The organism is Enterococcus sp. LX10, assembly GCF_023539285.1.
GTDB classification, from domain to species: domain Bacteria; phylum Bacillota; class Bacilli; order Lactobacillales; family Enterococcaceae; genus Enterococcus; species Enterococcus faecalis.
The window spans coordinates 89,452-116,051 of sequence record NZ_CP092784.1 but is presented as its reverse complement, the minus strand read 5'-3'; the positions used below and the strand labels follow the sequence as shown (position 1 = coordinate 116,051).

Below are 26,600 nucleotides of genomic sequence, written 5' to 3'. Positions count from 1 at the left end.
AATGATTCCGCTTACATTTTCAAGCGTTAAACTTCCAACAAGATCCTTTTTATTTTCCTGCTTTTCTATTAATGGTGATAGCTTTCCACCACCACTTCTTTCAGTCTACAATAAGAACAGGAACATTTCAATAAGGCATTCCTAAATTGATTGTTGGCACTCAAACAAATCTTCTTCCGTTAAAGAAGACTGGCACGAATCAAGCTTGATTCGTGCCAGTCTTTATAGATAACTCGTTAGCTTTAACTAGTTTTATTTAACCACCATATACTCACGATAATTTTCCGAGAACGTATCCATTAGCGTATAAATTCGTTCAAAATCATAGTCACGACGAGGGTCATCATACCAAACACATTGAATACTTCCAATAATTGGAAGATTTGGGCTACCTGCTGGCACATCTGTAAATGCTTTTTTCGACATATTTGCTAAAGCATCGTCATATTGATAAATGCCAGAATCAACATTGCCAGCGACCCAATACCACGCATCATTGGTATTAAAAATTTTGTGTCCTTTTTGAACAAAGTACTCAGGTTTGGCTACGTCATATCCGCTCCAACCGGCTGTCCAATAAGAAATAATAATCTCTGGGTCAAATGTACCGAAAGAATCGTCGCTGTTGTAATAAATGCCATCATTGAAGCTCATTGGCTGCATGCCCGCATCTTTAATTATTTTAGCTAAATCATTCGCATAAGCGACAAAATCCTTGTAGCGCCCAGAAGATTGCAGTTTCGCCCAACCGCCTGTGTCGACATCATTTGCATACTCATCGCCACCAAAATTGAAAATTTCACTATGCGCGGAAAAATAAGCCACGTACTTACTGATAATCGCCTTTGTGAAATTCACTGCCTTTTGGTTTCCTAAATCTACTGTGCGTTTTGAGCCATCAAAAGTGGGATTTTTAATCGCTAGTTTTTCCATAGCCACTAACAACGCATCCATATGTCCTGGACTGTTAATCACGGGAATGATGTTGATGTTGCGCGCTTTCGCAAAAGCCAACAACCGATCCATTTCTTTTTGTGTTAACGCGTTGCCATTAGGATCATTGTAATACGCGTTGTTGCCTCGTTGGATTGCTTTTGAAACCCGGTTGTGGTTGTATTTTTTACCATTCACATTGACCGACATATCATCCAAGATAAACCGTAAGCCATCATTTCCTAAAATTAATTGGACATCTGTGTACCCATTTTGACTGGCTTTGGCCACTAATTCTTCCAGTTGTTCCACGGAAAAATATTTTCTTCCCGCATCAATGGAGAAGACACTTTTTAAAGGTTGTGTTTGTTTCTCTTTTAAATTATCCAAAGCTGTTTGGACCTCCGTTTGCCAAGTAGTCACTTGCGCGGCTGTATACGTTTTTCCCGCAAGTTCTGTTGCGACTGTCTCTTTTGTTGTTTGTAGTGCTTGAATCGTTTCTGGTGTATAGTTTTCTGCCTTTTCAATGGCTGTAACTGCTTGATCCAACGTACGATATAAAGTGGTTAAGTCAATGGCTAACAGGCCTTTTTCTAATTCAGCATCATAGGTATTTGAAATCCCTTGGCCATAATCGCCACCTAAAATAGCTTTATTCACATCATAAAGCGTTGTTGCTTGTGTCACTGCTTCTGCGGCTCTATTTTGTGCTTCAAGGTCTGTGTTGGCGTAGCTAATTCGTTTTAAATAGTGTTGCGCAGCCGCTTTCATCTCTGCAAGAGAAACGCCTTTACTCTCTGCAATGGCCGTTTTTGTCCAAAGTAAATTAGAAGGTTTTATCTGATTTAAATCGTCTTCATTATAGGTGCGACCATCGCGATCTAAGGCATAGAGGAACATGCCCCCTAAATTATTTTCATAAGAATAACGAGCTACTTTATACATGTTACTTTCCATATACGGCTCTTTTGTGTCATACCAGCGGTTGCGATCTTGCTCTTCTGGGAAAGTTAATCCTGGAACAAATCGTTCCCCATTGAGAACCGGACTTAAATTATTTAATGCTCGTTGCGTGCGTTGGTCATCGCTGCCATACTGTTGATACGCGAGAAAATCGAAACAGTCACTGACATCTTGTAAAGGTGGTAAATATTCTGCATTGGTATCATACAAAAATGGACGATCCGTTCCCGACTTCGGTCCAATGTATTTTGATAATGCACGAATGACACCATTAGATAAAACAATATCTTTTTCACTTGGACGAGTTTCCATGTCAATATCTAACCCATCAATTCCTAAATCATCAACAAATTTGGTTAGCAACTCTTTCGCATAAGCATCAAATTCTGCTTCTGTAGGCGTTGTTCCTGCATAAGGAACTTTTAATAGCTCGCTATAATCAATCCCTCGAACTAAACGAACACCTCGTGCATGTAATGCTGGCGCATACTCATTTTTTAACGTATCATAAAATGGCTGTGCAAGTGCTTCTTGTCCTTTTGGCACATAACTAAAGACATTCACAATGTCAATACCATAAGGAATATCGTGCATCGTTAGCCAATTTTCATCTGGCAATGTTGTATTAACCCCTTGCATCGTTTTGTCACGCCAGGCCCGATAATAAACCATAAAATGTTTTTCTTGGGTCGGCTCATTGGCTTGGCTGACCATTGGTTGATGTAACAGACTAAATAAGATAAACGTCAAGCCAACCAATAACAAAAGACCCAGCCAACTGACAATTGTTTCTCTGTTTTCTCCTCTTCCTGTCGATAAATCGTTCCCCACTTTGAACACCATTCCTTTCTGCACTCCATTCATTTTTGTGTATCCGCCTAAAAAGAAAGCGCATACACAGTCATCAATAGAATAACAAAAAATAACGAATTTGCAAAATAGAAACTGGAAAAATGAGGATTTTCTATAAAAATCTTTTCCCGCCTAAAATCACTTTCGTTAGGCGGCGTTTAAATGGTAAATTTTGAGACTTGCAAGAAAAACAGGCCTATTTTTCTTGCAAGTCTCCTTTACTTAGTCGTGATCAACATCGGCAATTTTCACAACAATTTTCCCTTGTGCTCGTCCTGTCAGTGAATAATCCACCGCTTCTTGAATTTGGCTAAAAGGAATGACTCGGTCAATAATCGGCTGTAATTTTCCCTGTTCAATGAACTCAGTGAGTAAAGCTAATTGCTCGCCATCGGGATGCATAAACAAAAAATGATAACTAACATCTGTGGCTTGCTCCAATCGATGAATCTTGCGAGTAGCTATTTTAAAGGCCCATTGTTTCCAAAGCGGCAAGCCATACTCTTTAGCAAAACGTTCGTTGGGAATGCCTGACAATGTAACGACTTTTCCCTGAGGTTTAACCACTGAAAAAGCTTTTTCTAAGATTGTGCCCCCCATTGTATCAAATACATAATCGTAGTCGGATAAAACTTCTTCAAAATTTTGTGTCCGATAGTCAATCACTTCATCTGCTCCCAACGCTTGAACCCATTCTTTATTTTTACTACTCGTTGTGGTGGCAACGTAAGCGCCCGCTAGTTTTGCTAATTGAATCGCAATGGTTCCAATCCCTCCTGAACCTGCTTGAATCAGGACTTTCTGGCCTGGCTGTACATTCATAATATCATGTAGCGCTTGATAACTTGTCAAACCGACTAACGGAATGGCCGCAGCTTCTTCAAACGTTAAATTTTTCGGCTTCATAGCTACAGCCGCTTGATCCACTGCAATATATTCAGCAAAAGTTCCCACGCGATTTTTGGGTACTCGTCCGTAAACTGCATCGCCCATCCTAAAATTTTGAACATTTTTTCCAACAGAAACAACAATCCCAGCAAAATCACTGCCTAAAATCAGTGGCATTTGATAATTTAAAAGCATCTTTACTTTGCCATCTTTTGTTTTTAAATCAATCGGGTTGATACTGGCAGCGATAATTTTGACCAAAACATCATTGTCATGAATGGTGGGTAAGGGCACCTCCTCGATTGATAATTCTTTTTGTCCGTATTTATGAATTAAAGCGGCTTTCATCATTGAATCTTTCCTCTCTTTCTATCCCTTTTATTGGTTTAAAAGTTTAAACCTTTAATCAATTAGTATCTTAACGAAAAATGGGATCCACGTCAAGTTTCAGCCCTCAGCGTATTTTATTGACAAAAAACACGAAAAATGGTTTAATCGTTTAAAAATACGAACCAAAGAGGCGAAAGAATATGAAAGAATTAGAAGGAATTCAAACAGAATTTACTGCGCTTAGTGATTTTTTAATCGCATTGGGTGATGAAAAACGCCAAGCAATTATTATTGCACTGTTAGAAGACCAGGCCTGTGTTGGCCGTCGTGTCACTGAGTTAACAGAGGCGACACAACTCTCACGTCCCGCTGTTTCTCACCACTTAAAAATTTTGAAACAAGCCAAATTAATTGATTGTCGCAGTGAAGGAACTAAAAATTATTACTCTCTTTCTCACGATACCACCAAAATTGAGCAACTCCAACAACTATTGACCCACATTACGTCGATTATGCCAGGGAGGAAGCAAGCATGAAAAAAATTCTCGTGGTCCTCACAAACGTTTCCCGTTATCACGGCACCGAAGAACCGACTGGCCTCTGGCTAGGTGAAGCCACGGAGTTCGTGGAAGAAGTAACCAAAGCAGAATTTTCAGTTGACTATGTTAGTCCCCAAGGAGGCTATGTCCCTTTGGATCCCCGGAGTATGAAATATGTAGATTCATCCATTATGGCGGTTTATGAAAGTGCCGATTTTCAAGAACGAGCGCTAGCGCATTCCCTCTCTCTTGAAGAAATTGAGCCAGATGAATACGCAGCAATTTACTTTACAGGAGGCCATGGCGTTATGTGGGACTTTCCTGATAACCCTCAGTTGCAAGCAATCACTCGTAGCCTTTACGAACAGGGCAAATACCTAACTTCTGTTTGTCACGGAATTGCTGGTCTTTTAAATGTCAAAGATGCGTCAGGAAATTATTTGATTGCAGATAAAACCATTACTGGCTTCACTACTGCAGAAGAAATTTTAGCCATGAAAAAAGCAGTTGTTCCTTTCTTAAACGAAACAATTGCCAAAGAACATGGTGCTACTTTTGCGAAAAAACGCCCCTATAAAGAATTTGCGTATCAAGATGGCCGTATAATCACTGGGCAAAACCCTTTTTCTGTCCGCGCTGTCGCAAAATTGTTAATTCAACAATTATCAAAATGAAACAACAGCGACTACTTTTAGGTAGTCGCTGTTGTTTCATTGCTTCTTCTTTTTTCCGAAAGCCGAAGCCCTAACATAAAAAATTTTTGATTAGCTAAAGAGTAACATCGCGCCAATTAAGATAATTAGGTTAATTAAGCCTAAGACAATCATTGGTTTGGCCATGAATTTTGTCCAAGTGGCATATTGAACTTTGGAAATTTCCAAACCACCCATTACAACACCAGATGTTGGCGTGATCAAATTAATCAAGCCACAACCTGAAGCAAAAATCATAACCATCACTTCTGGACTTAAACCAATGTTTTTAGCTAACGCACCCATTACAGGAATAGAAACGTACGCTAAACCAGAAGTTGAAGGAATTAGGAAAGATAAACCTAAGTATAAAACAAAGGCACCGATGACAAATAAAACTGGGGAGAGTCCTTGTAATAAGCCTGCCGCTTTATCAAGGATAAATGAATCTAAATACGTTTTAGACATCAAAACAGATGCCCCGCGAGCAACTACAATGATTAAAACAACGGATAACATATCTTTGGCACCGTCGATAAATGCTTCAATGGTTTCTTTTTCAGTAAAGCGACCAATCAAGGCAGCAATGATCCCTAAAAGGAAGAACCACATCGCTAAGTCGCCAAAGTACCAGTCACCGAAACTGTTGCCTGTTAAAACAGACGTCCAGCCTTTGAAAATCGTCACTCCAAAGTCGTTCCATGGAATTAAGGAAACAATCATAACGACAAAACAGAAAGCGAATACCATTAAGATTTTTTTATGACGATTCGTAAATGGCATTTCTTTCGACGCTGCTTGTCCATACGTTTTTTCCATATCCTCTTGTTCTTGTAAAGATAAAATTGTTGAACCTTTGTCAGCCTTCACTTTTTTCGCATAACGCATCACAATGAAAATAGAATAGCTGGTAGAGGCCGCCCACAAAATAGCACCGACAATTAAAATAATTCCTGTATTCGGCTGAATGCCAATACCTCGTAACGCATCCATCGCTACCCCTGTGGAGAAAGGGTTAACCGTTGAACCGATAACACCTGATCCTGCACCCAATAGCACAGTCCCCACTGCGACAAACGTATCAAAACCAGCGGCGACCATGGTGGCACTCAATAAACCATAAAAAGGAATTGTTTCTTCTGCCATTCCATAAGTCGACCCACCAATAGAAAATAAAATCATTAAAATCGGAATGATTTTCAATTCGTTCCCTTTTAACTTTTTAACGACTGATTGAATCCCTGCTTCAAGAGCCCCAGTTTGCGTCACAATATTTAAAAAGCCACCGAGTACTAAAATAAAAATATTAATTTCAATGGCATCTTTAAACCCATTGAATGGAGCCATGATAATATCCGATAATTTGGCCCCTACCACGTGGTCAACCATTTTGCCATCAATTTCTCTTGGGGTAAATGGCTGGCCATTTAGCAAGACCGTTACGATACCTAAAACAATTAAAATAATAAATAAAATACTAAAAGACGAAAGCTGTTTTTTGTTTTTCTTCTTTTTTTCTGCCATATCCTTTTATACAGGAACCTACTTTCCTGTATCTCCCTTCTCTATGATTAATTACTCAATCGATCAATAAAGAATGGTGTATCTAGAAAAGTTAAGAATTTATGACTGTAGCTAATACGGTTCATTTGGACTAATTTTTTCATAACACTGCTTGCTGTTTCCCGCGTAGTTCCACTCATCCGTGCAATGTCATTAATGGTAATTGGACAAGCAATTGCAACGCGTTCTCTGTTGTCAATTCGTTCTCCTAAATCATTTAATAACATCGCCAGTGATGTCACAATCCGTTCACATGCATCATTGGTTGTTCCTTTTTGGATTTTTATCATGCTTTCTTTTAAAAGGACCGATTGTTCTTGAATCCAATGAATCAATTGCTGGGGATTATTTTGGAGAAAACGCTCAAACAGTTTAACTGGCACAAATACAACCTCAATATCCGTATAGGCAATCGCGGAGTCGTAATGAACCTCATCTTGAAACAGTCCGATTCTCGGAAAAAGAGCCTGCTTTTTCATAAAATGCAGATAGGAAAAATTACCACTGCGATCATTTTTTTCAATTTTAATGACACCTGAAACCAATAAAATTAAATGATTTCTCGGATCACCTGGATAAAAAAGGACTTGGCCTTTTTTATAGGAGCGAACGAAACTCTCGTTACGCAATTCTGTTAGTTCTGATTCAGAAAAGTATTGAAAATCTTGATTATTTTTAGTGATTATTTTCTCTATCATCATCTTAATTCTCCTAAATACTATACTTTATTTTGTCACAACCGTTCCTACGATTTCATCGCCGCTCATACTTCCTAAGTTTTCCAAAGAAGTGATAATTGCTTGTTTATTGGGTTGGCTTTCTACAAACTGAATGGCGGCTTCAATTTTCGGTAACATACTACCTGGTGCAAAATGACCCGCTTGTTTGTATTCTTCCAACTCTGCTACAGTGACATTGGTTAATTGTTTTTCATCTGGTTTGCCATAATTAATGCACACATAATCCACGCCAGTTAAAATAACTAGTGCATCCGCATCCACTAATTCTGCTAGTTTTTCAGAAGCAAAATCTTTATCGATTACTGCTTCGACACCTTTTAATTCTTGTCCTACGACAGGGATGCCGCCACCACCACATGAAATGGTAATTATATCATTTTTTATTAAGGTATTAATAGTCTCAGCCTCGTGGATGTCAATTGGCTTAGGACTTGGAACGACTTTGCGCCAGCCACGTCCTGCATCTTCTTTAAAAATAGCACCTGCTTGCATTGCTTCTTTGGCTTCAGCTTCTGTTAAAAATGGACCGATCGGTTTTGTTGGATTTTTGAAAGCCTCATCTTCTGGATCCACCACCACCTGTGTTAAAACAGTAGCCACTTGTTTCTTGATTCCTGCTTTATTTAATTCTTGATTAAGCGCATTGGACAACCAGTAGCCGATACTTCCTTGTGTCATAGCAACACACGTATCTAGCGGCATTGCTGGATTTTTTTCAGAATCAGCTGCTTGTTGTTGCAATAATAGATTACCGACTTGTGGACCATTGCCATGTGAAACAATCAACCGATGCCCTTGTTTAATTAAATGAACTAAATAGGCAGATGTTTGAACTAATGCTTGCTGTTGTGCGTGTGCGCTAGCATCATTTGAAAGGATGGCATTTCCGCCTAGTGCAACGACCATTTTTTTCCCCATTACAAATCCTTCTTTCCTATCATAATAAAGAATAGGCCGCCCTTCAAAAGAAACTCTTAAAGGGCGAAACAACTATTCTTTTTTCAATGTTTTTTCAGTTGCTTCCTACACACGAGGAATGAATAAGTTGCCTAAAGTAGCTGCCATGATTGCTTTAATGGAATGCATTCTGTTTTCTGCTTCTTCAAATTGACGACCATATTTACTGCGGAAGACTTCATCCGTAATTTCCATTTCAGTAATGCCAAATTTTTCAGCAACCATTTCTCCGTATTGTGTTTTCGTATCATGAAAGGCTGGTAAACAGTGTAATACGATTAAATCGCCATCCATGTTTTCGGTTTTTTCTAACATAGCCATATTAATTTGATAAGGTTTCAACAGATTGACACGTTCTTCAAATTTATCTTCTTCACCCATGGACACCCAAACGTCTGTATATAACACGTTGGCTCCTTTAACGCCTTTAGCAACGTCGTCTGTAATCATTAATTCTGCACCAGATTCTTTCGCAAATTCTTTTGCGTAATTAACGACTTCATCAGAAGGGAACAATTCTTTTGGTGCACAAATGCGAACATTTACGCCTAAAATAGCACCTGTCACTAACAAGCTGTTTGCCATGTTGTTACGGCCATCGCCGACATATACTAAAGTGATTCCTTCTAAACGACCAAAGTTTTCTTTCACTGTCATAAAGTCCGCAATCATTTGTGTTGGATGCCATTGATCCGTTAAACCATTCCAAACAGGAACACCAGAATATTTCGCTAAATCTTCCACTACTTCTTGACTAAACCCACGGAACTCAATCCCGTCAAACATACTACCTAAAACAATCGCTGTATCTTCAACAGATTCTTTTTTACCTAATTGAATATCGTTGGCGCCTAAATACTCAGGATGTGCCCCTAAATCAATCGCTGCTGTAGTAAATGCAGAGCGTGTCCGTGTCGAAGTTTTTTCAAATAAAAGAGCGATATTTTTTCCTTCTAAATAGTGATGTGGAATCCCTTTTTTCTTCAATTCTTTTAAGTGAATACTGAAGTCTACCAAATACTCTAATTCTGCTCTTGTAAAATCTTTTTCTGCTAATAAACTACGTCCTTGAAATACTGAATTCATGATGATTCCTCCTATTTTTGGGTGTTTTTTAAAGATCTTCACGGTAAAGTGGCATACTCATACAACGAGGGCCACCACGGCCACGTACTAGTTCACTTCCTGGAATGTAATTCAATTTCACGCCTGCTTCTTCTAGCGCTTTATTCGTAATTGTATTCCGATCGTAAACAACAACTTCCCCAGGGGCAATTGCTAATGTATTTGAACCGTCGTTCCATTGTTCACGGGCTGCTGCGGTTAAATTCCCAGCGCCGCAACGGATTAATTGAACATTGTCTAAATGCAAGTATTTGCATAAAATGTTATCTAATGTATCTTTTTCTTTTGTAATTTGGATGTCTCCATCTGCCTTTTCAGTGATCGAGTAAACAACCAAACCACCTTCGATTTCTGGATGAATCGTAAATTTATCATAGTCAATCATGGTAAAAACGGTATCTAAATGCATGAATTTACGATGTTCACCGATATCAAAAGCCAAGATATTTTTGAATCCTAATTTTTGTTCAAAAATATTTCTCGCAATTTTTTCAATTGACGCGGCATCCGTTCTTTGAGAAATCCCAATGGCCACTACTTCTTTTGAAAGAATTAATTCATCGCCACCTTCAATTCTGGTTGATTCTGAACGATCATAAACTCTAGGAACCTCTTTTCCAGCAAAACGAGGATGATAATCAAAAATGTATTGCCCAAAAATGGTTTCCCGTTGTCGAGTTACTGAATACATATGATTTAAAGAAATCCCGTGGCCCATTGTCGCAAAGTTATCACGTGTGAAGTATAAGTTAGGCATTGGATCAATAATGAATGGATAATCCGCTTCAACCATATCTGTTAAAAATTCTTGCTCATATTTAGGTAATTCTTGTTTTTGAATGCCTGCAATCGCTTTTTGAATAAGTTCTTCGTTGTCGTCAATTTCTAACATTAACTCTCTAACTTTTTCTTTTGCTGATTCGCTGCGAATATTGGCTTCTTCTAAGAATTGGTCAATAAATTGTCGGCGGACCTCTTCATTAATCAACGCTTCAGCAGCTAAGTCCTCTAAATAGACCACTTCGATATCTTTTGATCGTAACAACTCTGCAAATGCATCATGTTCTGCTTGTGCTTTTTCTAAAAACGGAATATCATCAAACAACAATCTCTCCAGATAATCTGGCATTAAATTTTCTAATTCCTTACCTGGACGATGTAACATCACTGTTTTCAATTTCCCGATTTCAGAAAATACATTAATTGGATGACTCATGTGAAATAACCTCCTCAACTTAATTACAAACACAGAATAACAGACCTGATTAACCTAGGACGTGAGCCATTTGCCAAACAAAATACCAAATATACAACGGTATTCTTTCTTATGCATATTTCCAGCCTGAAAGAATGCGCTTTCATAGATATTCTAAAAAAATAATGCATAATTAAATAAAAAAAAATGCATTTATTCAAAAAAAAATATTTCTTCATGCACTTCATAAAGTTATAATCTTATATAGGTAAAAGGAAGGGAGTCAGCAGTCAAAACGACTTCTGGCTCCCTTCCATTTATGCGTTACTTTTTGACAAAGGTGTTGGCTGAATAAATTGTTGAAAATACTGCTCTAGTTCTTGTGCTTTTTCCTCGGATGATGAAACAATAATAACAGTGTCGAAGCCAGCGACAGAACATTTCTTTTCACACAAAGACACTTCATCAAGTACAGCTGAAAACAATGTTGCGTTGTCTGGTAATGTATGAACCACTAGTAAAAAGGCGACACGTTCAACTTTGGTCACTACCTCACGAATTGCTTGTATCAACTGTTCTTTTTTTCGTTCTTCTAAAGAAGTGAATTGTTCAAAAATCGTTAACCGCATCTCGCCAGACTCATCTAATGCTTTGACGACTTTTAATTCCCATAAATCCCGTGAAATCGTTGCTTGTGCGACATTTATCTCGCGCTTTTTTAATTCTCTTAACAACTCATTTTGACTATGAATTACGGTTGTTTGAATGATTTCTTTAATCAAACTTTGGCGTGTTTGCTTATTCACAAATAACACCCTTCCTCCAGACATTTACAAAGCAATACTAGCAGAATCTCTCTAATTAGAATAGAAAAAGGGTCGTTTAGCTAAAAGGTTCTCATTGATTTTGCCGGATATTTCGCATTTAAAAAAGTGAGACTTGCACAATTTAGTAAAACGTTGTACAGTGATTTTAGGGAATTACTGGCACCGTTTTAAATAACAGCAATGATGTTTTTCTGCATGATTAACTGAACTGGAGGAAAGTAATGAACCGATTAAAACGCCAAACGATGATTAAGCGATTGGTCACAGAAAATGAAATCCATACACAAAGTGAATTACTAGCATTATTGGAAAAAGAAAATATTCACACCACACAAGCAACTATTTCTCGTGACATTCGTGAGCTGAATTTAAACAAAGTAGACAATGGTCAAGGAGAAGCCTATTATCGTATCTTGAATAATTCTGCCCTTCGTCCAAAATATAAAACAGATGAAGAACGTCTTGTTGACATTATTATTGAAACTGGTGTTTCTTTAACACAAATAGAGTTCACAAATCTTTTAACCGTCTTACCTGGCAACGGGCAAGCCATCGGGGTTTTAATTGATCGCATACGTATCCACAACCCTCATATCTTGGGCTGCATCGCTGGGGATGATACTATCTTAATTCTTTCAAGAAATAAAGAAGATGCCCTTGAAGTTAACAACTATTTCCAGCAGTATTTGTACCACCCATAATTCGTCACTTAGTGAAATCGACTATTTTTTGACATCATTGCTATTTTATTAAAGATAAATAAAAGAAGGCGTCTCAGTGAAAGCTGAGGCGTTTTCTCATGAATTTTTCTTTTGAACACCGTCTTTTTTTTGTATAATAATCAAAAAGCAAAGAAAGGGTTTCTTATGACTGAACAATTCATACTCACTTCAAACGATCAACAAACTCAGCTCAATGTACGTCATTGGCCCTGTCCTTCACCCAAAGCCGTAGTTCAATTGATTCACGGCATGGCAGAGCATATCCAACGTTATGATGAATTTGCTCGTTTTTTAAATCAATTAGGGTTTGCCGTAATTGGGCATGATCATCTAGGTCATGGCGAATCTGTACAACCAAGCGCACCGATCTATGGTTTTTTTGGAGAACAAGGGCCTGAAAATGTCGTTACAGATATTCATCAAGTGAAACAATGGGCTATGAATCACTATCCACAATTGCCCTATTTTATGATGGGTCACAGCATGGGGTCTTTCGCCTTGCGCAACTATCTGCAAGACTATCCTGTGACTATGCAAGGAGTCATTTTCATGGGCACTGGAACAAGTCCGTTACCTTTAACCGCCGCATTGCCTTTTATTAAAAAAATGGCCGAGAAACAGCCGAAAAAACCAGCTCCGTTCATTGATAAGCTGGCATTTGGTTCTTTTAGCAAAAAATTTCCTGAAGCAAGTTCCTTTAATTGGCTCTCTAAAAATCAAGCCAATGTGGCTGACTATGAAAATGACCCATTAATGGGCTTCGTATTTACCAACAATGGTTTTGCTACCCTTTTTTCGCTTGTTAAACGAGCCAATCAAAGGAATTGGTACCAAGCGATCCCAAAAGAATTGCCTATTTTAATCATTAGTGGCGCTGAAGACCCAGTTGGTGATTTCAGCAAGGGACCAGCGAAAATTCAAAAGCAATTAAAGCATGCAGGTTTTCAGCACGTGACGTTACGGCTATTTCCCACTTTGCGTCATGAAATTTTATTAGAAACGGAAAAAGCAACAGTTTTTCAAGAAATTGGGCATTGGTTAACGGATTTAACGAAATAAAAAAGAAGGTTGATGTTGTGACATCAACCTTCTTTTTTAATCTATTTTCGTTAAACCGCCCATATAAGGACGTAGAACTTCTGGAATCGTTACCGTGCCATCTTCATTTTGATAATTTTCCAAAATGGCAGCCACTGTTCGACCAACAGCAAGTCCTGACCCATTAAGAGTATGAGCATATTGAACTTGACCCGTTTTATCACGATAACGAATCAACGCCCGACGTGCTTGGAAGTCTTCACAGTTTGAACAAGAACTAATTTCTCGATACGTTTTCTGTGCCGGAATCCAAACTTCTAAATCATAGGTTTTCGCTGCCGAGAAGCCCATATCACCTGTCGAAAGAGTAATCACTCGATAAGGGAGGCCCAATTTTTCTAAAATATCTCCAGCATTGTTGGTCATTTTTTCTAATTCTTCATAGGAGTGTTCTGCATCACTAAATTTAACCATTTCTACTTTATGGAACTGGTGTAAACGAATTAATCCTCGGGTATCACGGCCTGCGCTACCCGCTTCCGAGCGAAAAGAAGGACTTAAAGCAGTAAAATAAATCGGTAACTCTTGCGCCTCTAAAATTTCATTATTATAGTAGTTAGTTAATGGGACTTCCGCTGTGGGGATCAGCGTCAAATCACTTTCTGCAACTTGGAAAACATCTTCTTTGAACTTAGGAAACTGACCGGTGCCAAACATTGCTTTGCTATTGACCAAATAAGGAGGAATCACCTCGGTATAACCATGTTCATTAACATGTTGATCTAACATAAAATTATAGACCGCTCGTTCTAAACGAGCCCCTAAGCCTTTGTAATAAAGAAAACGGCTACCAGATACTTTCGCGCCTCTTTCAAAATCTAAAATTCCTAAGGCTTCACCGATTTCCCAATGTGGTTTCGGTTCAAATGAAAAAGTTTTCGGCGTACTCCACCGCCGAACTTCTACGTTGGCGGCTTCGTCTGCACCAACAGGCACGCTCTCATGAGGTAAGTTAGGCAGACGTTCTGCAATGGCTGTGCATTGTTCTTGCAAATGAACAACTTCTTGGTCTAAAACTTTAATTTGCTCGCTAACTTCTTGCATATTTAGCAATTGTTGTGAAGCATCTTTTTGTGCACGCTTTAATTGTGCAATTTCTCCTGATACCTGATTACGGTGTTTTTTCAATTCTTCAACTTTAACAAGTAACGCTCTCCGCTCTTCATCTAAAGCCAAAAAGCGTAATAAAACTTCCTCGTCCACACCACGTGTTTTTAACTTTTTCTGCACCACTTCTACATTTTGGCGAATTTTTTTCATATCCAGCATCTTATTTCCCTCTTCATGATTAAATTTTAAACAATGGTGAATTTTACTTTTTCAAAAATCTCATTCTTCATTCGTTGGCCAGTCGCTGTGCCAGCTAAGCCACCTAAACCCGTTTCTCTCAATTCTCGTGGTAATTGACGGCCGACTTTATTCATGGCTTCCACCACTTCATCTGCTGGTATTTTATTTACAATTCCAGCTAAAGCCATATCTGCAGCGATTAACGCATTGCCTGCACCTACTGTATTTCGTTTGACACAAGGAATTTCGACTAACCCAGCCACTGGGTCACAAACTAAACCTAATAGATTCCCTAAAGCCATAGCAAAAGCTTCAGAAGATTGGCGTGGTGTTCCGCCAGCCGCTTCAACAGCTGCGGCGGCGGCCATCGCTGAAGCACTGCCTACTTCGGCTTGACATCCACCAACTGCACCAGCAATCATCGCATTGTTGGCTGTGACCATCCCAAATAAAGAACTGGTAAACAAGAAACGAATTTGTTGATCACGCGTTAAATTCAAGGTATTTTTAATCGCTGTTAAAACCCCTGGTAAGGTGCCACTTGCACCAGCAGTTGGCGTTGCGCAAACAACGCCCATTGCTGCATTGACTTCATTAGTACCTAGTGCGGCTTGAACTGCAGACATCATTAAATCACCTGATAACGTTTTGCCAGCTGCGCGGTATTTTTTTAAACGTGCCGCATCACCGCCCGTTAACCCAGTAGGAGAAAAAACGCCTGCTCCTTCTTGCGAGCGTTTAACAGCTGCATCCATGACATCCAAATTTTGACCCATCTGTGTCCAAATTTCTTCATAGCTTTTTTGGCTACGCTCCATTTCTTGCTCAATCATCAAATCAGAGATTTTTTTTCCTGTTTTTTCAGCTTTATCGATAAATTCTTCAATCGAAAGGTACATATGTCAAACTCCTATCATAATAAGATTATTTTCGATGTGTCATCTAGTGAAAACAGTTGTTCTTTCACCGAGGAAATTGGTGCCGAATCTAAGTCAAAGATGAATAAAATTTGATCCCCTTCCACATAACGAGACACAGCATTCACTTGAATATTATTTTTTTGTAACGTATCTTTAAAAGCTTGCATCGCCTGCTCTTCTTGATTAATGACTAACAAAATAGGTAAAGGACCATGTAGTTGGACATTGAAACCGTCTAATTCAATGTATTTCACCTCGATAGTGCCGCCACCTACAGAAATTCCTGTTAAATGAATTTCGTGCGTTGCATCACTGAGTGTTACACATGCTGTATTAGCATGCTTCACTGGACTTTCTTCACTCATTTCTAAAAATTGAATCTCGATTCCTTGTTCTTCCGCAAGTTCAATGGATTGTGTTACGTTGGCATCATCTGCTGCTAGTCCAAGAATTCCACCAATAATTGCAAAATCAGTCCCATGTCCTTTATGCGTGTCTGCAAAAGATTCATAGTATTTAATCACAATTTTTTCTGGCGTTCCGCCGAATAACTTTCTTGCCGCTAAGCCAATCGCTAATGCTCCAGCTGTATGCGAACTAGATGGACCAATCATAATAGGACCGATAATGTCAAAACAACTTTTGTAGTTCATTACTTTGTTCACTTTTTTAGGTTTATTGATGGCCATAGCTGTGTTCATACGTAACTCCTCCTTTGGTTTTTACTGCTTCTTTTTCTTTCTCACTGGTTACTTCCGTCGTTCCTTCAAATTCTGGTGTATTATCCACCGCTTCAATTCTGTAACGTTTAAAGACCAGCGCACCTAAAAATCCAAACATCAGACTGACCACTGTGATAATCGCTACTGCTAGTAAAGTCGTTTGAATGGCATTGTTACCTAATGTCACAAGTAAACCAGCCCACGGCGTTGCCATTCCTGTCACAGGTACTTTTAAGCCAAAGAAAGTCACTACAATACCACTAACCATTCCAGAAAATAAATTCGTTGCGTAAATAGGAATTGGATTGGAACTGATGATATCGACTTGTGTTAGTGGCTCGATTGCTACAGCTAACGGGGTTGAAGCTGTGCCTAGTTTTAACTTTTTAAATAGCGCCGCATTGACAATGGAACTGCCGTAACAAGTCAACGCACCGACAGCCATTGGTACACCAGTCAAACCAATCAAGGCAGTTAAAACCATTGAACTTAACGGTGTCATACCAACAATCGGGATAATAGCACCTAAAATTGCGCCCATCACATATGGATTGCCATCTACTGCACTTAAAATCGTGCCCCCAATAACTTCTAGGACACCTAATACAACGGGTTGAATAAAACCAGCAACTAACGAAGCAGCGACTGGAATGACTAAAATAACGACTAATAAGTCAATCCCTTCTGGAATACGTTTTTGCATCTGCTCAACAACAAAAGATAAAAGATACGCGGTAATAAAAGCTGGTAACAAGCTGACTTTAATCAATGACAGACCTAAAATAATTGAAAAAACTGGACTAATCCCGAAAGCCAGCGGCACAAGAGCTCCAGCTGCTAAACCACCTAGACTACCCATAGTTTCACCAATTTGCGACACATAATCTAAATGAAAAACGCCGCCTACTGCATACCGCAAAAATGCCTCTGGTAGAAAGGTGGCACAAGCTGCACCAGACAAAGCACTTAAAGATTTTTTCCCTCGCGGTGCTTTAAAAGAGAATAGGGACATGCCACATAAAACTAAGACTAACATCAAGATTCCTGATAACGTTTTCATTTCTTTGCCTCCAACTATATTTTTTTATAACGGATGGTACTCCTGAATAAAATTTTTATTGCTCAACAAGTGAAAGAATGAGCGATCATTCTGATGAACTAAAGTACAATGAGTAATAAAAATTTCATTCCACATTCAGAGTATACGACTAAACAAAAGTTTAGTCAATGTATTTTTTTAACGTAAAGAATCTTATTGCTTTTCCATTAAAAAAGTATTACACTAAAATTAATTTCAGTGTAGGGGAGGATATCACTTGGAGTCATATTTACGTTTAAGTGAAGTAGATAAACAAATCTTACATTCACATGCCTTAATGCTTGATGGATTAGGGAACTTCTTTGGTAGTACCCATGAAGTCATTCTTCATAGTTTAGAAAATTTGGAAAGTTCAGCTATCAAAGTCATCAATGGCCATTTCAGTAACCGCAAGGAAGGTGCCCCCATTACTGATATGGCGTTAAAAATGTTAAGTCAAGTAGAGTCGGAACATGATTACGCTGTGAAACCCTACTACAATAAAAATCAAAAAGGGGTTATTTTAAAATCTTCCACCATTCCAGTTATCGGTGAAAATGATCGTATTATTGGATTAATCTGTATCAATATGCATTTAGAAATGCCATTAATTGACTACTTGCAAGACTTATTACCTTCAGGACAACAAAATGATATGTCCCAAGAGCTTAAAAATTCTGAACATTTTTCTGACAATATTGACGAATTAATCACTACTTCACTGACAAAAGTAAAACAAGCAGTAGAAAGCGATCCAAATGTATCACATTTGAATCAAAATAAAGAAATTGTTATTCGTTTATATGATCAAGGAATTTTCAATCTCAAAGATTCTGTCATAAAGATTGCCGATCGATTAGGTATTTCAAAAAATACCATCTATTTACATATCCGCAATCATAAAAAAGAAGAAGCTTAAACCATCAAAGCCACCAACGCTAGTTAGCGTTGGTGGCTTTAATCACTTCTCTTCTATTTTAATTTGGTAAATCAAACAAGTAAGGTGTCCCTATTTCTCCATTTAACGTAACATCTAAGCGATTTTTTGTGCCGGGAACTAAATTACTGGCTGTGAAATTCCCTTGGGCATCCGCAGTAAAACTTGCTAAAATCACCCGCGCATCATCTGCACGTGACACTAAAATAGTTGCATTAGGTGCTGTTTTACCAGAAATTGTCCCTTGTTTCGGATCAATCGTAATATTGCTAAAAGAAAGCGCTGCTTCTTGTCCTGAACTTGGAATGTCAATTTGGACAGGTGCACTATTCCGTTGATCAACGGTTGCGATTAATTGAGTAGTCGCTCCCGCTCTGGGACTAATTACTGTAAAATTGCCATTGGCATCCGCATAAAAAACACCTGCTTGTGCAGAAGCATCACCTACTACCGTTGCTGTAATGGTTGCATTAGGTAATGTAGTACCATTAATTTCATTTCTTTCAGGATTGAAAACAACATTGGTAATTGTAATGTTTGTATCAGGTGCTTGGTTTTGAGGGACTTCATTCGTTTCATCAGTTCCTGCAGAAGGCTGCGCGGCATTTTCTGACGGATTTTCCCCTGCCACATTAGAATTTTGACCCGTGACAGACGAATGACTATTTTTCATTTCTTGTTGGCTAGAGGATTTCTGCGTGGCTTTCTTTGTTTCTTGCTTTGGCTTAGAATCATTTGTGCTTGCTGTTTTTTTGTTTCCACATCCTGCTAAACTTAAAGACAATACACTGAACGTTAACATACTGAACAAAACAATTTTTTTCATTTTTCGTTACCTCCAGAAATCTTTTTGTAACATTAATGTAACATTGTTTTAAAAATCTAGCAATAATTTTTCAACCGTTTTCCTTTTTGTTTAAAAAGAAAAAACCTACACAAAGGCATTTAGCCTTTGTGTAGGTTTTTATCTGCTAAATGGATTTAATGTTTGCGATAGCTTAAATAGTAAAAGCCAGAAACAAAAATAGCGCCACCAATGATGTTACCTAAATAAACAAAAATAAAATTACGGAAAAAATCCCCCCACTGAACGCCGCCTTCAAAAATTGCGGCTGGAATGATGAATGCATTCGCCACACTATGCTGAAAGCCAATTGCAACAAAAATCATTACTGGAAACCAGATGCCTAATAGTTTCCCCGCTGCATCTTTCGCACCATAACAAAGCCATAAGGCCAGCCCTACAAACCAGTTACAGCCAATACCTGAAATAATTGCCTGAAGCCAAGTTGCTGCAACTTTATGTTCCGCAAGAGAAAGAACCTGATTTAAATAGGCGCCGCTACTGGTTAAACCTAAATAATGGCCAAAAAAATAGGCAACAAATAGGGCACCAACTATATTTGCCAATGTGATTGTGACCCAGTTCACGATTAATTCTCTGAAAGAAACCTTTTTAGCAAACCAAGCCGTACTCACCGCCATCATATTTCCTGTGATTAACTCACCACCAGCCATTAAAATAACAATTAGACCAATTGGGAAAACCGCAGCTCCCACTAAAGCTTGAACACTGGCTAAATCTGCTGGAATAGAGGCGGAAACACGCACATAAGCCAAATAGCCGAGGGAAATCATGGCACCGCCGATAAATCCTAAAATGAGTTTTGCTACCAAAGGCTTTTGAATTTTTTTCTGACCATTTTCAATACTGATACTTAAAATTTCATCTGGTGTATACAAATATTTCACTTCCTTTGTTTTTTGTCCTCCTTTACTTTACCCTTATATCACAGAAATTCAAGTACTTTTGTGTATTTTTTCACTAAAAACTGTAGTTCTTTTAATTTTATATAAAAACATCCTGAAACAAGTCCTATTTCTTGTTTCAGGATGTTTACTTATCCGTTTTTAAAGAGTTATCTTTTCACTTTAAAACAATAGGTTGCCATGGCTAACGATAACATGCTAAGACCTAGGAAGCTCCCAACTGCTGAAGATTGTTCCCCTGTTTTGGGGAATTTTTTCTTGGCAATTTTAGTCGTATTATCCGCTTTTTTGACTGTTCCTGACGAATCTTGTTTCGTTTGTATCTGTTTAGTTGCTTGGTTTTCTGCTGCGGATTCCTTTGTTTGACTAGCCTTGGCAGAGGTCTTTGAATTACTTTGAGAGGCATTAGGATCTTGATTAGACTCTTCCGCGTAAATGACAGAGTTTTCGCCTTTGTTTTGGCTGTTTGCGTTTACAGTGCTTGGGGTGCTACTCTCGCTTGTACTGTTGGTTGCGCTGGTCGTACTTGAAGTGTTACTTTCATTTGTATTGCTTGGTTCACTTGGCGTAATTGAAGCACTGCTTTCCCTTGTACTACTTGTTTCGCTAGTTGTGCTTGGCGTGCTGCTTTCCCTTGTACTACCGCTCTCACTTGACGTGCTTGGCGTGCTGCTTTCACTCGTGCTACCGCTCTCACTTATCGTACTTGAGGTGCTGCTTTCGCTTGTATTACTGGTTTCGCTGGTTGTGCCTGGAGTACTACTTTCGCTTGTACTACTGCTTTCACTTGTCGTGCCTGGAGTACTACTTTCGCTTGTACTACTGCTTTCACTTGTCGTGCCTGGAGTACTACTTTCGCTTGTACTACTGCTTTCACTTGTCGTGCCTGGAGTACTACTTTCGCTTGTATTACTGCTTTCACTTGTTGTGCCTGGAGTACTACTTTCGCTTGTATTACTGCTTTCACTTGTTGTGCCTGGAGTGTTGCTTTCGCTTGTGTTACTAGTTGTTTCTGTTGATTTTTCAACTAACAGAAGTAACGCCGTTTTTATGGTTTGTGTTAATTGATTAATACGCTTTTGCGCATCTACGGGTGTTTTAAAGCCACCAAGTGTTGGCTCTAATAATTCTTCATCTGACCAAGCAAGCAATTTTTGTAACTGTTTAGGACTTTCTTCCCCAGTTGTTGTATCTACTAAGGCTTCTTGCATGGCTTGCCAAGAATCTGTGGTATATACAGATTCGTCTAATTTGTGAACGCTCGCAAGTTCCTTTTCTGCTTCTGCACGCTCTAGCGTGATATCGGCTTTTTTGACTAATACTTTCATTGCAGATTGCAAATTACTTGTTAACTGATCCACTTGTTCTTGGGTTTTGTCCCCACTCACCTGACCTTCTGCTAACAATTGTGTCGCCTGCTGATAATAGGAAGGAACAATCGTTTTAGGCCCAATGGCAGTGAATAACTGCCAAGAGTAAACCGTATATTGGTTTGCTTCACCAATCGAAGCATAAACGGTTTGTAGTCGGGACAAATCAAGCTTTTTTACAGGGGCCTCTACCGTCACCGGTACGTTCACTGTTACCAATGAACCTGTTTCGTAAGTTAATTGAACAGTCACTTTTTGTTGGCCGATTTCATTTAAAACCTCTGGATTGACGATTTTAGCAGTTGGGACTGCTTCATCCGCATCATTTGTATTAGCAACCAGTTGCTGCGGATCGATTGATTGTCCTTGCACAATCGTCGTGGCCACAGGAGTTGCTAAAGTATTTCTAACCGGAATTGGCGTATTTTTATATTGCTCATAAAGTGTTGGTGAAATCAACGATTCCCATGTTGCTGGCATTAAGCGATAGTCCGCCTCTGTCCAATTTTCTACCAATAATTGGCCGTTTTTAAGGCCATCATCTCGAGTATTGTCTTTCACAAAACTCGTTTCTGGTCGGAAACCACCGCCACTAGCGATTAACAATTCCCGACGTCGGTTTTGCGGAATATTATGGTAGTTAACAAACTGATTGTTAATAAATACGCCATTGAACACATTGTTATTTCCCGTATGACGATTGTACTCCATTCCAATTGCATATTGATTGTCCCAATACTTCCAATCAAAAATGTTGTTAGCCACTAACCAGTTGGATAATTCTGAAATAGCTCCCTCTGCTTGCGTTTCTGCCAAACCAATCTCTGGTGTTCCATACATAATGAGACCTGTATTTCGCAAATAATTATTCATAATCGTAATATTACGACCTGATTTAAACTTAAATCCGCCAGCAGGACCATTTTGTAGTCCACGTAAATGATTCCCCACCACCGTGATATTTTGGGCACCACGGAAATAAATCGCATGATCGCCACCTAAGCCGTTTAAGTTTTCGTTGTCATAGGGTGAATAGAAAAAATTATGTTGAACAGTTACATCCTTCAACATACTATAAGAATTAACCCCTGTTGATAGATAATTTTGTTCATTAGGTACTGAAATAGCACCTGCTTCAATGGCTGTTTGTAAACGTGTAATAGTCGCTGCTAAGTCTGAACGACTGGTGCTTTTAATCGCATCTAATTCCGTCACTTTTAACCCAAATAAATTGTCCACGATGTCTACATCTGACATATACTGGAAGCGACTTGGTGTTGAATAGCCACCAATGTAAATCGCTCGGTTAAAATCAATCCCTGGCTGCATATGTGCTGTGTCACGCATGAAAATATTACCTGAAATTTTAACGCCAATATCTGCATTTAAATTGACTACGAATCCTTTTAATGGATTATAAAAAATATTGTTTGCTAGGATTAATTGATTCGTTAATTTCAAAGTCACATTAATTCCATCAAAGGCAATATTTTGAAGTCGTACATTAGTTTTCGTTCCATAAGTTGTATCTGTCAGCTGAATCGGGGCACCTGTAGCATTATGTAAGATAGTGGCTCCTGTTGTATCGCCAATTAATTGATAATTTGAAGAAATCGCAATATCTTTTGACAGAGCATAACTTCCCTGTGGTAAAAATAATGCCTGTCCTTCCTTTGCTGTCTGACTCAGCAATGCCTGTAACTTATCTGTTTGATCCTCCGCACTATTAGGCACCATTGCTTGTGCGCCAAAAATTGTTGCATCTGTTGCGTTAACTGGCTCAACCGCTTCGGTCACCATTGGTAGACCAGCCACTGTTAATAAACCAAATAGAAGAATGAGCATTGTTTTCTTCATGTGTTTCCCTCTTTTCATTCCGTTACTTCCAACGGCTTATTTTGTAAAAGTTGATACAGCGTAATGACACGACTGTCTTCGTATGCATAAATTTTTTTAAATCTTGGATTCATATGTAAAACACTTGTTACTTTTAACAAATTTTGATTCGTGACTTCCAATTCTAAAGCTTCAACCAATTCCTTTAATCGGACGCCTGCACTATTTTCTTCACAACCTAAAATTTCTTCAATTTGTTCCATCCGTTTTTTCATCTCATCCCGCCTTTCTTTGCTCCTTCTATTATATAGAAAAATCCTTGTGAGAAACCTCAATATTTTTTAACCACCTGTTAAAAAAAGTAACAGTTCCTTTACTATCAAGGGTTAATAACCTACTATTTACAATAAAAAAACAAAAAAAGTGCCTTTTCGATATGATTTCCAAAGGAACCTGTGCAGGATTTATTAAAAAATAGCAAGAAAACGTCAATAGATAGGTGTTAATCACCTATCTATTGACGTTTTCTCTTTGTCTTTTTTTACTTTTCAAAAAAAATTTTTTACAATTTATCGAACATATGCATCAAAAAAGCCCATTTTTTTGATTTTTTATTAAAGTGACCTAGTTCTTTTTTCGTTAATTTTTACTATTTTTTGGTTCAAACGATTATATTGCTCAAACGTTAACTCACTTGAAAGTAAAAAGATCTCTGGATGCCCTGTTTCCACATCTGTCAAAGAAGTCACTAATAGTAAATCAATATTTTGCCAGTCTTCTTTGCTTGCTTCACTGTATCGTAAAACTTCCAATGCATAAAATCGACGAAAATTATTTTCAATCGATAGTTTCACCCGTTCTTCTTCTAGCACTGGCAAGCCTGATTTTAACCCTAAAACAATTTTTTGTTCACGATGAATTAAATCATTGGAAAGCGCCAAAACACTAGAATAACGCAGAGCCAAAAATTCTTTATTTGTAAATAATTCATTGCCTGTTTGTTCGTAAAGTTGATTTAAGCCTTTGCTTAATTCTTCTAAAAGAACCGGATATTTTTCTTTGACTTTATTCCAAAAGACATTATACATTTTCACATTTTGGACATAGTAAAGTTCGGCAAATAAATGTGTAGCAAACAAATAATAAAAAATTTGCGGACGAATTTTTTCCAATTGCGGCGTCATTTGTATTTCTTCTAATAAGAAATGTTGGACTAAATGAGTCAACATATAAACAGGCGCTTCAGACTCATCAAAATGCGCTAAAATAGCTTGTGCAGTGGCTTCGTCTTGATAAAATTGGTCATTGGCTAACAAGAAAAAGTACACAAAAGTTAAATCGTTTTTATTAAGGAAAAGGGTAGTAGCTGTCATCTCTTCTATAAAGGCTTGGTAATGTTTATTTCCTTCTAAATAGGTTTCTTGCTCGGCTGAAGGTCGGTATTCAGCACCTTGCGCACTCCGGACTTTTGAGATCGCGACCATATACTTAACTCGGCGTAACACCGTTTCCGCAACTTCTACGTTGAAAAAAGCCATCACTTTTTGGACGGTTTGTGCGACTTCCGTTTCTTGTATATAGTCAAAAGGCCAAGTATCACGGATTAAGTCCATAAAAATAGTGTAAGCAAAATGGCGCAAATATGCTTCATTGCCTTCAATTTTCCAGGTGCTTTTATTAATCACTAACCCCAATGGCGCTAAAATTTCTGTAAACCCTTTGAGCAAGCGCCGAATCGTGGCATCACTGGTATGATATTTTGTTGTCGCTGGCACAATCCCATTAAATCGCCCCCAGAATAAATCTTCCATTACTTGATAAGTTAAACTATCTTGAAAAATTGCTGTATAAAGTTTCTGGAAGGCTTGGCTAGACGCCAAGTTCAAGCGATAGCCATGCCCCTTTTCAAAAGCCAAAGAAACATCATTATCTACGGCATAATACGTAATGTCATCTTTTAGAAGCTCTACGTATTTTTTGACTGATTTTTTGTTTAATTGTAATTCTTCTGCTAACTCATTGATGTCAATCCAACCTTCATTAATTGGCAAGTTTCTTAAAATAATAATTTTAGAAACGACATCTGTATCGAATATATCAACATATTCATCCCATTTCACTGTTCACTCAACTGCCTCTCTTCTGTTCTATTGTACACAAAATGAGAAATCTATTCCACGAAAAAATAACAGTTGTTTCTTTTATTCTTTCGTAGATGTGGACGTTTCAGGAACAAACACGTTGAGTCCCCCAGCTTCCACCGTTACTTTAATCGGTAAATCATCGGTAGGATCGCCATCTGTTCGTGTTTGGACTTTCTTGTCTTTTTCGCCCCTAATTTTAAATTGACTCCCAGAGAAATACACGACACCAGGAATTTCATTTAATTGTCCTCTGATAATTTTAGGTAAGTAATAGACAAACTTGTAAAAAACTAACTTAGGCAAAATGATAATGTGCACTTCGCCGTCATCTGGCGTGGCATTGGCATCGAAATTGGTAAAGCCACCAGCAGAATTTGTCATGGTCATCGTTAATAATTGGGCTTTGCCATGCCAACGTCTTTCATCGCCATCAATTTTTAGTTTGTACTTTTTCTTTTTCACTAATAAGCGGAAAAATTGCTTTGTAAAGGCTAACGGACCATATTTTTGTTTCTCCTGTTGGGTCACATTCGCTGCTGTGTCCGCTAATAAGCCAATCGTTAAGGTTGAAATCATTACATCTTGATTTACCATCCCAAAGTCAACTGGTGTTGTCTTACCTGCCAAAATGGTTTCAAAGGCATCTTCTTCTTTCAAAGGAATACTTAACACACGCGCAAAATTATTGACTGTTCCGCCTGGAATAATCCCTATTTGATAGTCACGAATGGTGTCTTTAAAATTTTGAACGGCATGATGAATGGTCCCGTCACCACCAATGACGACCAAGACACCCACTTGATTTTCTTTGGCATTTTTCCGCATTTCTTCAGGATCAATGTCTGGATTGGAAGGTTGCAAAATAACCGCTTCCCCTTTCGCTTCTGCAGCTTTTTTAAAGCGTTCTGCAATCTCTTTACTTTCACTACTTCCTGAAGTTTCGTTGTATAAAACCATCATCTTTTTCATCATTCTATCCTCATATCTCTAACTAAATTTCTTGCACATGTAAAGTGTACAATATTTTAGCCAAAATACCTAAAGATAGCATCGAAAAATAAAGGCTGAGGCACAAGCGGTTTGTTCCAAGAACTCAGTAAGTTCTGTTC

Annotated in this window: 23 protein-coding genes; 5 read left to right on the top strand and 18 right to left on the bottom strand. The window is 38.4% G+C overall.

Annotated elements, in window-relative coordinates:
- Window positions 1-252: 252 nt before the first annotated feature.
- Entirely contained in the window at window positions 253-2,760 is a 2,508-nt protein-coding gene (locus MKZ30_RS00485; RefSeq protein ID WP_129226068.1) for a bifunctional endo-beta-N-acetylglucosaminidase/beta-N-acetylhexosaminidase, read from the bottom strand.
- Window positions 2,761-2,970: 210 nt separating this feature from the next.
- The gene (locus MKZ30_RS00480; protein ID WP_033600569.1) at window positions 2,971-3,987 is read right to left on the bottom strand and encodes an NADP-dependent oxidoreductase; all 1,017 of its coding nucleotides are present in this window, start codon (window positions 3,985-3,987) and stop codon (window positions 2,971-2,973) included.
- A 179-nt stretch (window positions 3,988-4,166) separates the two neighbouring features.
- Between MKZ30_RS00480 and MKZ30_RS00475 the strand changes: the two genes are divergently transcribed.
- Complete coding sequence (locus MKZ30_RS00475) at window positions 4,167-4,502, top strand: ArsR/SmtB family transcription factor (RefSeq protein WP_002359261.1); 336 nt, start codon at window positions 4,167-4,169, stop codon at window positions 4,500-4,502.
- A complete protein-coding gene (locus tag MKZ30_RS00470; RefSeq protein WP_033600570.1) occupies window positions 4,499-5,179 on the top strand; it encodes a type 1 glutamine amidotransferase domain-containing protein in 681 nt (226 codons plus the stop codon). Before MKZ30_RS00475 ends, MKZ30_RS00470 begins: the two co-directional genes overlap by 4 nt.
- A 90-nt stretch (window positions 5,180-5,269) precedes the next feature.
- Here the strand turns inward: MKZ30_RS00470 and MKZ30_RS00465 are convergent, their stop codons facing one another.
- From MKZ30_RS00465 to MKZ30_RS00440, 6 genes are all read right to left on the bottom strand, one after another.
- A complete protein-coding gene (locus MKZ30_RS00465; protein WP_002383451.1) occupies window positions 5,270-6,721 on the bottom strand; it encodes a YfcC family protein in 1,452 nt (483 codons plus the stop codon).
- A 47-nt stretch (window positions 6,722-6,768) separates the two neighbouring features.
- Window positions 6,769-7,461: a Crp/Fnr family transcriptional regulator gene (locus tag MKZ30_RS00460; RefSeq protein ID WP_002363490.1), complete on the bottom strand. Its 693-nt coding sequence runs from the start codon at window positions 7,459-7,461 to the stop codon at window positions 6,769-6,771.
- Window positions 7,462-7,485: 24 nt separating this feature from the next.
- The gene (gene arcC / locus MKZ30_RS00455) at window positions 7,486-8,418 is read right to left on the bottom strand and encodes a carbamate kinase (RefSeq protein ID WP_010822022.1); all 933 of its coding nucleotides are present in this window, start codon (window positions 8,416-8,418) and stop codon (window positions 7,486-7,488) included.
- Between the two features lie 105 nt (window positions 8,419-8,523).
- Window positions 8,524-9,546, bottom strand: coding sequence for an ornithine carbamoyltransferase (argF, locus tag MKZ30_RS00450; protein ID WP_160747730.1), 1,023 nt, complete (start codon window positions 9,544-9,546; stop codon window positions 8,524-8,526).
- Between the two features lie 25 nt (window positions 9,547-9,571).
- Window positions 9,572-10,798 (bottom strand): arginine deiminase, encoded by a 1,227-nt coding sequence (arcA, locus tag MKZ30_RS00445; protein WP_002356129.1) that lies wholly within the window; start codon window positions 10,796-10,798, stop codon window positions 9,572-9,574.
- 296 nt (window positions 10,799-11,094) lie between these two features.
- Window positions 11,095-11,607 carry an arginine repressor gene (locus MKZ30_RS00440; protein WP_002387472.1) on the bottom strand — a complete coding sequence of 171 codons (513 nt, stop codon included), beginning with the start codon at window positions 11,605-11,607 and terminating at the stop codon, window positions 11,095-11,097.
- A 218-nt stretch (window positions 11,608-11,825) separates the two neighbouring features.
- Here MKZ30_RS00440 and MKZ30_RS00435 point away from each other — a divergent pair, with 218 nt between their 5' ends.
- Both MKZ30_RS00435 and MKZ30_RS00430 read left to right on the top strand, forming a co-directional pair.
- A complete protein-coding gene (locus MKZ30_RS00435) occupies window positions 11,826-12,305 on the top strand; it encodes an arginine repressor (protein ID WP_080279940.1) in 480 nt (159 codons plus the stop codon).
- Window positions 12,306-12,434: 129 nt separating this feature from the next.
- Entirely contained in the window at window positions 12,435-13,385 is a 951-nt protein-coding gene (locus MKZ30_RS00430) for an alpha/beta hydrolase (RefSeq protein ID WP_016616694.1), read from the top strand.
- A gap of 36 nt (window positions 13,386-13,421) precedes the next feature.
- Here MKZ30_RS00430 and serS read toward each other — a convergent pair whose 3' ends face one another.
- The 4 genes from serS to MKZ30_RS00410 are packed head-to-tail and all read right to left on the bottom strand — an operon-like array spanning window position 13,422 to window position 17,416.
- Window positions 13,422-14,693 (bottom strand): serine--tRNA ligase, encoded by a 1,272-nt coding sequence (gene serS, locus MKZ30_RS00425; protein WP_002383464.1) that lies wholly within the window; start codon window positions 14,691-14,693, stop codon window positions 13,422-13,424.
- A gap of 26 nt (window positions 14,694-14,719) precedes the next feature.
- Complete coding sequence (gene sdaAA / locus MKZ30_RS00420) at window positions 14,720-15,613, bottom strand: L-serine ammonia-lyase, iron-sulfur-dependent, subunit alpha (protein WP_002356122.1); 894 nt, start codon at window positions 15,611-15,613, stop codon at window positions 14,720-14,722.
- Between the two features lie 14 nt (window positions 15,614-15,627).
- Entirely contained in the window at window positions 15,628-16,323 is a 696-nt protein-coding gene (sdaAB, locus tag MKZ30_RS00415) for an L-serine ammonia-lyase, iron-sulfur-dependent subunit beta (RefSeq protein ID WP_002392236.1), read from the bottom strand.
- Window positions 16,310-17,416: a PTS sugar transporter subunit IIC gene (locus MKZ30_RS00410; protein WP_002383466.1), complete on the bottom strand. Its 1,107-nt coding sequence runs from the start codon at window positions 17,414-17,416 to the stop codon at window positions 16,310-16,312. The genes sdaAB and MKZ30_RS00410 overlap by 14 nt, the downstream gene beginning before the upstream one ends.
- 316 nt (window positions 17,417-17,732) lie before the next feature.
- Between MKZ30_RS00410 and MKZ30_RS00405 the strand changes: the two genes are divergently transcribed.
- On the top strand, window positions 17,733-18,353 hold the full coding sequence (locus MKZ30_RS00405; RefSeq protein ID WP_002383467.1) for a helix-turn-helix transcriptional regulator: 621 nt from the start codon (window positions 17,733-17,735) through the stop codon (window positions 18,351-18,353).
- Window positions 18,354-18,411: 58 nt separating this feature from the next.
- Here MKZ30_RS00405 and MKZ30_RS00400 read toward each other — a convergent pair whose 3' ends face one another.
- The 6 genes from MKZ30_RS00400 to MKZ30_RS00375 all read right to left on the bottom strand — a co-directional run bounded on the left by MKZ30_RS00400 (window position 18,412) and on the right by MKZ30_RS00375 (window position 26,463).
- Window positions 18,412-19,197, bottom strand: a complete 786-nt coding sequence (locus tag MKZ30_RS00400) for a hypothetical protein (RefSeq protein WP_002416129.1) — start codon at window positions 19,195-19,197, stop codon at window positions 18,412-18,414.
- A gap of 155 nt (window positions 19,198-19,352) precedes the next feature.
- The gene (locus MKZ30_RS00395; RefSeq protein ID WP_010714980.1) at window positions 19,353-20,114 is read right to left on the bottom strand and encodes a formate/nitrite transporter family protein; all 762 of its coding nucleotides are present in this window, start codon (window positions 20,112-20,114) and stop codon (window positions 19,353-19,355) included.
- Between the two features lie 176 nt (window positions 20,115-20,290).
- A complete protein-coding gene (locus tag MKZ30_RS00390; protein WP_160747729.1) occupies window positions 20,291-23,386 on the bottom strand; it encodes a glycosyl hydrolase family 28-related protein in 3,096 nt (1,031 codons plus the stop codon).
- Entirely contained in the window at window positions 23,383-23,622 is a 240-nt protein-coding gene (locus tag MKZ30_RS00385) for a hypothetical protein (protein WP_002383474.1), read from the bottom strand. The genes MKZ30_RS00390 and MKZ30_RS00385 overlap by 4 nt, the downstream gene beginning before the upstream one ends.
- 339 nt (window positions 23,623-23,961) lie before the next feature.
- The gene (locus MKZ30_RS00380; RefSeq protein WP_002419422.1) at window positions 23,962-25,467 is read right to left on the bottom strand and encodes an AcpB/EbpR/MafR family transcriptional regulator; all 1,506 of its coding nucleotides are present in this window, start codon (window positions 25,465-25,467) and stop codon (window positions 23,962-23,964) included.
- A gap of 81 nt (window positions 25,468-25,548) precedes the next feature.
- Window positions 25,549-26,463, bottom strand: a complete 915-nt coding sequence (locus MKZ30_RS00375) for a diacylglycerol/lipid kinase family protein (protein ID WP_002419423.1) — start codon at window positions 26,461-26,463, stop codon at window positions 25,549-25,551.
- Between the last annotated feature and the right edge of the window lie 137 nt (window positions 26,464-26,600).